Origin of the sequence: Marinobacterium arenosum (assembly GCF_019795155.1) — a bacterium.
GTDB classification, from domain to species: domain Bacteria; phylum Pseudomonadota; class Gammaproteobacteria; order Pseudomonadales; family Balneatricaceae; genus Marinobacterium_C; species Marinobacterium_C arenosum.
Genome location: NZ_JAILYN010000011.1, coordinates 87,756 through 98,195, shown reverse-complemented (window position 1 = coordinate 98,195; position 10,440 = coordinate 87,756). Strand labels below are relative to the sequence as shown.

General features: G+C 63.7%; 6 protein-coding genes. All 6 read right to left on the bottom strand.

Going from position 1 to position 10,440, the window contains the following annotated elements; genetic code table 11:
• Window positions 1-308: 308 nt before the first annotated feature.
• The 6 genes from K6T12_RS07365 to K6T12_RS07340 all read right to left on the bottom strand — a co-directional run bounded on the left by K6T12_RS07365 (window position 309) and on the right by K6T12_RS07340 (window position 10,207).
• Window positions 309-1,019: a DUF445 domain-containing protein gene (locus K6T12_RS07365; RefSeq protein WP_222220994.1), complete on the bottom strand. Its 711-nt coding sequence runs from the start codon at window positions 1,017-1,019 to the stop codon at window positions 309-311.
• 102 nt (window positions 1,020-1,121) lie between these two features.
• Window positions 1,122-2,129, bottom strand: a complete 1,008-nt coding sequence (locus K6T12_RS07360) for a glycosyl transferase (RefSeq protein ID WP_222220992.1) — start codon at window positions 2,127-2,129, stop codon at window positions 1,122-1,124.
• Window positions 2,129-3,067, bottom strand: coding sequence for an NAD-dependent epimerase/dehydratase family protein (locus K6T12_RS07355; RefSeq protein WP_222220990.1), 939 nt, complete (start codon window positions 3,065-3,067; stop codon window positions 2,129-2,131). Before K6T12_RS07355 ends, K6T12_RS07360 begins: the two co-directional genes overlap by 1 nt.
• Before the next feature lie 96 nt (window positions 3,068-3,163).
• The gene (locus K6T12_RS07350) at window positions 3,164-4,576 is read right to left on the bottom strand and encodes a mannose-1-phosphate guanylyltransferase/mannose-6-phosphate isomerase (protein WP_222220988.1); all 1,413 of its coding nucleotides are present in this window, start codon (window positions 4,574-4,576) and stop codon (window positions 3,164-3,166) included.
• Between the two features lie 516 nt (window positions 4,577-5,092).
• Complete coding sequence (locus K6T12_RS07345; RefSeq protein ID WP_222220986.1) at window positions 5,093-5,317, bottom strand: hypothetical protein; 225 nt, start codon at window positions 5,315-5,317, stop codon at window positions 5,093-5,095.
• Window positions 5,318-5,398: 81 nt separating this feature from the next.
• Window positions 5,399-10,207 (bottom strand): NAD-glutamate dehydrogenase, encoded by a 4,809-nt coding sequence (locus K6T12_RS07340; RefSeq protein WP_222220984.1) that lies wholly within the window; start codon window positions 10,205-10,207, stop codon window positions 5,399-5,401.
• Window positions 10,208-10,440: the final 233 nt, after the last annotated feature.

The window sequence follows — 10,440 nt, the reverse complement described above, 5'->3', positions numbered from 1 at the left end:
GGGGCCTCATCTACAGGGCAGTCTTTTCGACTTCGCAGCCCGCCTGGCTCACCGGCTCCTTGCGATGGGCGGTAGCTAATCACCCATCAACGAGAGATACAAGCAGCCCGCTCCGAGGGCGACCTCCTCGGACTACGCCAACCCTGTCGCGGTCGGAGCCCGCTGCTACAAGGGCTTCTACTTCGTAGCGGCCCGCTTGGCATGCCCCTTGGGTAGCGAGGGCGATCGGCCATGGTGCCGACGGAACCGCCTCAGGTCGCGGCCGAAGCCCCTCCTCCATAGGAAAGCACGGCTGCGAACCGGCCGGCTCAGGCGCCCAGCATCCCGGCCAGCAGGCCGATCAGGCCACCGAACACGCCGCCCCAGACCACCAGCCAACCGAGGTGCTCGCGGATCATCCGCTGGATGATCTCCTTGACCAGTTGCGGGGTCAGCTCGGCCAGGCGCTGATCGACGATCGCTTCGACCTTGGCCTGCATCTCGGCCAACACGTCCGGCTGTTCCAATTCATCCTTCAGCAACCGCACGAAGCGCTCGTCGCGGGTCATATCCTCCAGGCTCAGCTTCATCTTGTTGCAGAACGGCTCACGCAACGGCTGCAACACCTCGACGCCGCCGACCATCGCCAGCATGCCACCGAACGAGGATTGCTGGATCACGTCGACCAGCGCATCGAAGGTCGGCTCGAAGTCGAGCTTGTCGATCACCGGCGCCAGATGAAGATCCGGTTGCTTGCCGTTGTCGGCGGCCAGGAAACGCTCGATGTTCTGCTCGGTGAAGAACTGCTCCATCATCAGGCTCTTGATACCGGCCTTGAAGTCCTCGAAGCGCGCCGGAATCACCCCGGAACCGTACAGGCCCGGTACCCGCTCGAACAGCATATGCACCGCCAACCAGTTGGTCAGCGCCCCGGACAGGGCGAACAGGCCGACACTGAGTAATACCGAATCGCCGGTCTTCCAGCCGGCCAATACCAACAGCAACGCCAGGGCGTTGGTTATCAAGCTCTTGTTGTTCATCCGTTACCTTCCTCTCGGAATCCAGCCATTCAATCTGAAACAGGTGGGCAATCAGCGGCGCATTTTAACAGAGCCCCGGATCGGTAAAAGTGACAGCCCGCGTCAGGACTCCGGCTTGCCCGCGCCGACCTTGTAGCAGACCAGCCCTAATGGCATGCAAGCCGCCAGCAGGCAGAACAAGCCGGCGCCGGGATAGCGCACCGCCAGCCAGCTCCAGGGCAGCAGCCAGATGAGGTTGATCGCCGCCACCGCCAGGCTCACCGGCCGGTGGCCGCCGCAGCGCCGTGCCAGAATCTGGTAGCTGTGGCTGCGGTGCGGCTGCGACCAGCGCTGGCCGCTGAGCATCCGCACCAGCAGGGTCCAGCTGGCATCGACCACGAACACCCCCAGCAAGATCAGCCAGGCCCAGAGGTTGAGGCCGGTCTGCGCTGCCAGCCAGACGCCGAGCAGACCAAGCAGCAGGCCGAGCGGCGCCGAGCAGACATCGCCCATGAAGATCCGCGCCGGCGGAAAATTCCAAACCAGGAAGCCGACCAGCGGCGCGCAGAGCAGCAACAGCAAAGCGGATCGCGCCGCTTCGCCGAGCCCGGCCAATAGCAGAGCGGCACCGGCCAGCACGCTGATCGCCTCCAGCGCGGCAATGCCGTCGATACCGTCCATGAAGTTGTAGAGATTGGTCAGCCAGAGCAGTACCAGCAGCAGCAACGGTAGCAGCCAGCCATCCAGCGGCAGCTGCCAACCGAACAGCGGTAGCGTCGGCAACGCCTGCAGCGCCAGCAGGCCGGCCAGTGCTGCGATCCCCTGCACCGCAAAGCGTGCCTTGGCCGGCAGCGACCACAGATCGTCGAGCCAACCGACCAACGCCAGCAGCAGGGTCGGCGCCAGCAATGCCAGCAGCGTGCTATCACCCAGCCAGCCGAGCTGCCACTGCCAGGCCAGAAGCGGCAGCAATACCAGGATAATCGCCAGGCCACCACCGCGCGGGGTCGGCACACTGTGCGAGCTGCGCCCGTTGGGAATATCCATCAGGCTGCGCTTGACGGCGTAGTGCCGCACCAGGCCGGTCAGCGCCCAGGCCGACGCCAATGACAGCAGAAACGCGATCAGCATCAGTGCCCTCCTTCCGCCATCCGTTGCAGCCCCGGTTCGCTGGACAGCGCCGGCTGCCAGCCGAGCAGTCGACGGGCATGGTCGATCTCCACCTGCAGATCTCCGCACAACCGCGCCACCTGCCCCTGACGCCCGGTCAACCGGCCGGCCAGTTGCAACAGCGCCGGCGGCAGTGGTAGCAGCTTGGCCGGCACGCCCAATCCCCGGGCCAGCGCCCGAATCATCTGTGGAGTGGACAACGGTTCGCCGTCGGCGGCCAGGAACACCTCGCCGGCGGCGGCCGGCTCGGTGGCGGCCAGCCGGATCAGCTCGGCCAGGTTATCGACCGACAGCAGATCGCGGCGGTTGTCGATCGTCGCCAGCGGCAGCGGCCAGCCCTTTTTCAGCACCTCGCAAAGCTGGGCCAGGTTGCCCTTGACGCCAACGCCGTAGACCAGCACCGGCCGGATGATCACCAGCTCGAAGCCATGTTGCTCGCTGAGTTCCCGCAGCCGTTGCTCGGTGCGCCATTTGGAGATGCCGTAGCAGTCTTCCGGCTGGGGCGGGTCGTCGTGGCGATAGGGCCGGCCGCTCCCCTCGCCGTTGACCTTGATACTGCTCAGATACACCAGCCGGCGTACGCCGGCCTCGGCGACCGTTTCGGCCAATCGCTCGGAAAGCTGCAGGTTGACCGCATCGAACGCCACCTGCGGGTCGGCCGCCCGCTCGTTCAACAGGTGGCTGCGACCGATCAGGTGCACCACCGTATCGACGCCGGCCAATTGCGGCAGCAACGCCTCGCTGTCGAACTGTTCCAATTGCCGAACCTCGCAGCCTGGCAGTGCCAATGGCTGCCGGCTCAACGCTCGCACAGACAAGCCAGCCGCGGCCAACGCCGGCGCGACGGTGCGGCCGATAAAGCCACCGGCCCCGGTCACCAGAATCTGCTTAGTTGCCATATGTCCGCTTCATTTTCGCTTCACTCCCTATCAAGCCGATCTACAAACAGAAACCGGCGCCTGATATGCGCCGGTTTATTTGGATTGCGGCCTTCGTCAGATCTGTGCGCGGCCGTACAGGTCTTCGAAGCGGACGATATCGTCCTCACCCAGGTAGGCGCCGGACTGCACCTCGATCACCTCCAGCGGGATCTTGCCGGGATTCTCCAGCGAGTGCACCGCACCGACCGGAATGAAAGTGGATTGGTTTTCGGTCAGCAGGATCTCCTTGTCGTTGCAGGTGACCTTGGCGGTACCGGACACCACCACCCAGTGTTCGGCACGATGGTGATGCATCTGCACCGACAGCTTGGCGCCCGGCGCCACGCAGATCCGCTTGACCTGGTAGCGCTCGCCGCTGTCGATCGAGTCGTAGTGGCCCCAGGGACGGTAGACCTCACGGTTGGCATCCGCCTCGGTGCGGCTCTGCTGTTTCAGCTGCTCGACGATCTTCTTGACGTCCTGCACCCGATCGCGATGGGCAACCATCACCGCATCCTTGGTTTCGACCACCACCAGATCCTCGACGCCGACGGTGCCGACCAGGCGGTGCTCGGCCATCACCAGGCTGTTGCGGCTGTCCTCTGCAATCACGTCACCGCGCAGGCTGTTGCCCTGGTCATCCTTGTCGGCCACCTGCCACAGCGCCGACCAGCTGCCGACATCGTTCCAGCCGGCACTGAGCGGCACCATCGCCGCCAGACTGGTGTGTTCCATCACCGCGTAGTCGACCGAGATATCCGGGCACTGCTCGAAGATATCCGCCGGGATGCGGTCGAAATCGGTATCGGAGGTCAGCTTGGCCAGCGCCTGGCGGCAGACCGCCAGCACCTCCGGCTGGTGTTTCTCCAGCTCGGCCAGGAAGGCGCCGGCCTTGAACATGAACATGCCGGAGTTCCAGAAGAACTCGCCGCTGGCCAGGTAATCGCGGGCAGTGGTCAGGTCCGGCTTCTCGACGAACTCGGCAACCTCGAAACCCTGCTCGCCCAGCTCGGCGCCTTTGCGGATGTAGCCGTAACCGGTTTCCGGCGCGTCCGGCACGATGCCGAAGGTCACCAGCCGGCCCTGTTCAGCCAACGTCTCCGCCTGAGCGATCGCCGCCTGGAAGGCGGCCACATCGGCAATCACGTGGTCCGCCGCCAACACCAGCAGGGTGTTTTCCGGCGAATCCTCGGCCGCCATCAGTGCCGCCAGCGCGATCGCCGGCGCGGTGTTGCGGCCGAACGGTTCCAGCAGGATGCGGCCGCCATGGATGCCGGCTTCACGCAGCTGCTCCGCCACCAGGAAGCGGTGGCTCTCATTGGCCACCAGAATCGGGGCGCCATGAGCGGTGCCGTTCAACCGCTGCAGCGTCTGCTGCAGCATGCTGTTGTCGGCGGTCAGGTTCAGGAACTGCTTCGGAAATTGTTTGCGGGACAGGGGCCAGAGACGGGTGCCGGAACCACCGGCCATAACAACAGGAATAAACATCCGTAGTGTTCCTAGATTTACAGATCAACAGTTACAAAGGCTGTCGCCGGATAACTTCGGCGCAGCATGACAATCAGCAGCGCTCCCTGCCCGTCCAGTGGGCCGGCAACTGCCAGACAAACGGCCGCTAGTGTACCTTAACAAGCGGTAAGGCGTCAGCTGAGAGGGGCAAGCAGAGCGCTTGCAACAGTGTTAACACAGGACGGTTAACGAAAAGCTGAACAGGGAAAAATCACCCGGCCCGAATGGGCCGGGGCTGACAAGACGTCAGGCAAGAGTGAGTTGAGATTAGCCAATCAGGCTAAGGCGGGCAGCAGGCTACGTCGACAGGAGAACCGACGCAGCGCGCTACCCTGAGGGCCAGCATCGCTGCTGAACAAAGAACATGGAGCATTGCGAAAGCCAACGATCCCTGACGGATGCGGAACCCCTTCAACATCCGCCGAAACAAACAATGCCCCATGAAAGCGTGCGCCACCGCCCGGGCCAACCGGGTACCGGGCGGCAGCGACCAAATCAGTTGTCGGACAACACGAACACCGTCTCTTCCCGGTGACCGGCGATCCAGCGCTCCACCTCATTCCGGGAGCGGCCGAAGAACACCACCCGCGGCATCGGCTTCAAAGAGCCGTCGTTGCCGATCTCCTGGCGGTAGACCCACCAGCTGTTGGCGGCAGCTTCGTAGATGTTGTGGACAAAACGGATCGGCGCAAACGGGCGGAAAGCGGTCATTGTTGTCATGGCTTTATTTTTTAAGTAGTCGTCGGTTTAAAGGGTCTAATCGCAGGCGGTGAAAAACACCGCCTGCTGTTTCCGGCCCGTTCAGCGGGCCATTGCCAGTTCCAGCAGCTCGCGAATCGCCACCGTAAAGATCGCGAAGTCGCGTGTCGCATGGCTGCGGATCTCTTCCAGCAGACGCTGCCAGCGCCCCAGCAGCGTGGCATTGCTTGCCAGCCACTGGTCGATCAATGTGCAGCTGTCCGCCTCGCCTTCGGCACGGCGCAGCACGTTGACGGTGATCGCCTGCTGATGGCTGGTCAGGTCCTCGCGGAAGCCGTCGCGGGCCAGCAGTTGCCAGTGGTTGCCGGCCTCGATCTCCTTGACCTGCAGATCGAACCAGTGCAACTGCAGCCGCTCGCCCAGATCGAAGTAGGTCTGCGCCACCTGCTGCAGCGGCTGGCCGGTCTGCTCGGCGGCCTGGATGATACCCAGCAACGAATAGAGGCTGTCGGCACCGGCCACCACGCCGGCGAGCTCTTCCGGTACGCCGGCATCGACCAGCTCGGCATGCTTCTGCTGCCAGACCTGCAGCGGTTCGCCCTTGACCAGCTCAGCCAGCTGACGGCTGATCTGCTGCACGCCCGGACGGAACTGCTCGACCAGCGCGGCCACCCCGTCGGTCGGCCGGCCCTGGCGCAGGAACCAGTTGGCACCGCGACGGACCAGACGGATCAGGTCGGCCAGCATCGCCTGCTGAACGTCAGCGTCGACCTGATTGTCCAGTGCTTCCACCTCACTCCACAGACGGTCCAGGTCGAACACATCGCGGGCGATCACATAGGCCGCGGCGACGTCGGCACAGTCCATGCCGGTGGCCTGCTGCAGCCGCTGCACAAAGGTGATCCCCATGTGGTTGACCATGCTGTTGGCCACCTGGGTGGCGATGATCTCGCCGCGCAGCCGGTGGTTGGCGATCTGTTCCGGGAAGCGTTCGTTCAGCACCGACGGGAAGGCGGTGCCGACCGCACGGGCCAGGTAATCGTCGTCGGTGATCCAGCTGCTGCTGAGCTTCTCTTTCAGCTCCGCCTTGGCGTAGGAGATCAGCACCGACAGCTCCGGCCGGGTTAGTCCGCTCTGATCGGCGGCACGCTGCTGCAACCCCTCGTCATCCGGCAGAAACTCCAGCTCGCGGTTCAGCTTGCCTTCGCTCTCCAGCCGCTGGATCAGGCGGATGTATTCATCCAGCTGAAACCTGGCATGGCTCTGCGCCAGGCTCAGCGCCAGCGCCTGACTGTAGTTGTTCTGCAGCACCAGCTCGGCGACCTCGTCGGTCATCTCGCGCAGCAGCACGTTACGCTGCTTGACGGTCATGTCGCCGTTGGCGACCACCTCGTTCAGCAGGATCTTGATGTTGACCTCGTGGTCGGAGCAGTCCACCCCGCCGGCGTTGTCGATGAAGTCGGTGTTGGACTTGCCGCCCTGGGCGCAGAACTCGATCCGGCCGCGCTGGGTGAAGCCCAGGTTGCCGCCCTCGCCCAGTACCTTGCAGCGCAGCTGCCTGCCATCGATACGCAGGCTGTCGTTGGCCTTGTCGCCGGCGTCGGCGTGGCTTTCGCTGCTGGCCTTGACGTAGGTGCCGATGCCGCCGTTCCAGATCAGGTCGACCGGCGCCTGCAGCAGGACATGGATCAGGTCGTTCGGCGACAGCCGGTCGGCCCGGATGTCGAAGCGCTGCTTGATCTGCGGCGTCAGCTCGATCCACTTGGCGGCGCGGGAGAACACCCCGCCCCCTGCGGAGATCAGCTCGGCGTTGTAATCCTCCCAGCTGGAGCGCGGCAGCTCGAACAGCCGCTTGCGCTCGGCGTAGCTGGCCGCCGCATCCGGGTTCGGATCGATGAAGATGTGCATATGGTTGAAGGCGGCCACCAGCTGGATGTGCTCGGACAGCAACATGCCGTTGCCGAACACGTCGCCGGCCATGTCGCCGATGCCGATCACGCTGAACGCTTCGGACTGGGTATCCAAGCCCAGCTCGCGGAAGTGCAGCTTGACCGATTCCCAGGCGCCGCGGGCGGTGATGCCCATGCCCTTGTGGTCGTAACCCTGCGAGCCGCCGGAGGCGAACGCGTCGCCCAGCCAGAAACCGCGCTCCTCGGCGATCGCGTTGGCGATATCGGAGAAGGTGGCGGTGCCCTTGTCGGCGGCGACCACGAAGTACGGGTCGTCCTCGTCGTGGCGCACCACATCGACCGGCGGTACCACTTCACCGGCCACCAGGTTGTCGGTGATGTCCAGCAGCGCGCTGATGAAGGTCTGGTAGCTGGCGATACCCTCGGCCTGGATCTCTTCGCGGCTGCCCTTCTCCGGCAGCTGCTTGGCGACGAAGCCGCCCTTGGCGCCGACCGGCACGATCACCGCGTTCTTCACCTGCTGGGCCTTGACCAGACCCAGCACCTCGGTGCGGTAGTCCTCACGACGGTCGGACCAGCGCAGACCACCACGGGCCACCTTGCCGCCACGCAGGTGGACACCTTCCACCCGAGCGGAGTAGACGAACACCTCGAACATCGGCCGCGGCAGCGGGATGTTGGCGATGGCATGCGGGTTCAATTTGAACGAGAAGTAGTTTTTCAGCTCGCCATCGGCGTCACGCTGGAAGTAGTTGGTGCGCAGAGTGGCCTTGATCAACTCCAGGAATCGGCGCAGCACCTTGTCGTCGTTCAGGCTGTCGACCTTGTCCAGCGCGTCCAGGATGCTGTTTTCCAGACGCTGGGAAACCTTGGCGCTCTGACGGCCCGGCTCGAAGCGGGCGCGGAACAACGCCACCAGCAGCTTGCTGAGATGCAGATGGCGGGCCAGGGTATCGGCCAGGAACGGCTGCGAAAAGCCGAATCGCAGCTGGCGGTTGTAGCGGGCGTAGGCACGCAGCATCGCCACTTCGCGCCAGCTCAGGTTGGCGCCGATCACCAGCCGGTTGAACTCGTCGTTCTCGGCCTGGCCGCTCCAGATCGCCGCGAAGGCATCCTGGAACACCTGTCTGACCTCCTCCAGCTCAACCGGCTCGCCGCTGCGGTACAGCAGGGTGAAGTCATGAATCCAGAAGCTGCGACCGTCGGTGCTGCGCACCTCGTACGGGTGCTCGCCGACCACCCGCATGCCCAGGTTCTCCAGCACCGGGATCACATCGGACAGCACCAGTGGCCGGTCGGCCTTGAACAGCTTGAAGCGCAACAGATCACGGGTCTGTTCCAGCACCCGGTAGAAGCTCATGGTAACCGGAGTACTGTCGGACAGCGCCTCGATCCGCTGCACGTCGTAAACTGCGCTGTTCGGCGTGAAGTGCTCGCGGTAGGCGGAGGTAAAAGCGCTGCGGTAGCGATTGAACAGGCTGTTGCCCTGCTCCTCGCCGCAGATCTCGCTCAGCGCGTCATGCAGTTCGTCGCTCCAGCTGCGCGAAACGTCGATCACATCGGCTTCCAGCTCGGCCAAGTCGACATCGACCGGTTTTTCCGGGTCGATCCGCAGCAGGAACTGCACCCGTGCCAGGATCGATTCGCTGAACGAGGTGGTGAATTCGGCATCTTCCGCCTGGAAAGCCTTACTGAGGATATCCTGCACCTGGACACGCAGCGCGGTGGTGTAGATATCGCGCGGTACGTAGTAAAGGCAGGTGACGAACTGGTTGCAGCGATCGCGGCGAACCAGCAGCCGGGCTTTGCGGCGTTCCTGCAAGCCGAAGATGCCCAGTGCGGTATCCAGCAACTCCTGTTCACTGGACAGGAACAGTTCGTCGCGCGGCAGTTCGTTGAGAATCTGCAGCAGCGCCTTGCCGTTGTGACCACTACGATCGAATCCGGCCGCCTGCAGCACCGCCTCGGTCTTGAGGCGCAGTACCGGGATCGCCGCCGGCGATTCGGAGTAAACCGGCGAGGTGTACAGGCCGTAGAAGCGACACTTGCCGATCACGTTGCCCTGCTCGTCGAAGCGCTTGATCACCACCCGGTCGCGGTAGGCCGGCCGGTGCACCGAAGCACGGCGGGCATCCTTGGCGAACATCAGCAGGCTCGGCTCCAACAGGAACTCGCGCTCCTCGTCGCGCAACGCGTCCAGTTCGCGGCTGCCCTGCTGAATTCCGTGCAGCTTTATGGTGCCCAGCTCGCTGCCCTCGACACGGCGGATTACCGCGCGTTCGCCGCTACGGTCAATGCTGACCTCGTCATAGCCCAGGAAGGTAAAGTGATCGTCCAGCATCCAGCGCAGGAAGGCCTGCGCCTCCTCGCTGTCGGCCTCGTTGCTTTCGGCCAGTTCGGCCAGCAGCTGCGCCACCTGCTGCCGCATCGGCTGGTAGTCGGCGACCGCCGCCCGAACGTGGTTCAGCACGTCGATCAGCTCATTGCCGATCGCTTTCAGTTCGGCAGCATCGGTGGTGCGATCGACTTCCAGATAGATCAGCGATTCGCGGCTGCCGTCATCCGCCTGTTCACTGTCGAACAGGCGCACCAGCTGCTCGCCGTCTCGCTCCAGCCGCAGTACCGCATTGTGGATGGTGTGGATCGCAAGGCCGCGGCGGTTGATCGCCATGCGGACCGAATCGACCAGGAACGGCATGTCGCTATGCAGCACTTCGATAACCGTGTGCTGAGCGTGCCAGCCATGTTGTTCCAGGTCCGGGTTGTAAACACGCACCCGCGCCTGCTCCGGGTTGAAACTCTGCAGCAGTTGCCAGCTGGACAGGGTGGCGCCGTACAGGTTATCGAGCTGGCGCTCGTAGAGCCCTTCCAGCGTCGAGGTCCGGTAGTACTGACCGGCAAAACCGGCAACGGCGGCAGCCGTGTCGGGGGCCAGCTTTTCATTAAAGAGCTCGGTCAGTTGAGACAGCAATTTGTGGTTATCGCAAGGTCGTTCGGACATGATCTTCTGTTTTCAACCCGGATGATTGATGTTGTTATCTGGTCCGCCGGTGCGGGATCGCCGCTGCCAACGGGCCGTTCTGGTATCCGTAAAGTATTCGGGAGCGACAGCGAGGGCATGCACTCCAATTCAGCGTAGCCGCACTGGCAGGCCCCGGCTACGCACGCCTGATGCTAGTTGCAGGCGGTAGAACTCTATGCTGTTGTTTTATAAAAAAGTTGCGGAAAGCTACG

Excerpts from the sequence above, each read along its gene's own strand:
- K6T12_RS07365 (WP_222220994.1), bottom strand. The coding sequence starts at position 1,019 with ATGAACAACAAGAGCTTGATAACCAACGCCCTGGCGTTGCTGTTGGTA.
- K6T12_RS07360 (WP_222220992.1), bottom strand. The coding sequence starts at position 2,129 with ATGCTGATCGCGTTTCTGCTGTCATTGGCGTCGGCCTGGGCGCTGACC.
- K6T12_RS07355 (WP_222220990.1), bottom strand. The coding sequence starts at position 3,067 with ATGGCAACTAAGCAGATTCTGGTGACCGGGGCCGGTGGCTTTATCGGC.
- K6T12_RS07350 (WP_222220988.1), bottom strand. The coding sequence starts at position 4,576 with ATGTTTATTCCTGTTGTTATGGCCGGTGGTTCCGGCACCCGTCTCTGG.
- K6T12_RS07345 (WP_222220986.1), bottom strand. The coding sequence starts at position 5,317 with ATGACAACAATGACCGCTTTCCGCCCGTTTGCGCCGATCCGTTTTGTC.
- K6T12_RS07340 (WP_222220984.1), bottom strand. The coding sequence starts at position 10,207 with ATGTCCGAACGACCTTGCGATAACCACAAATTGCTGTCTCAACTGACC.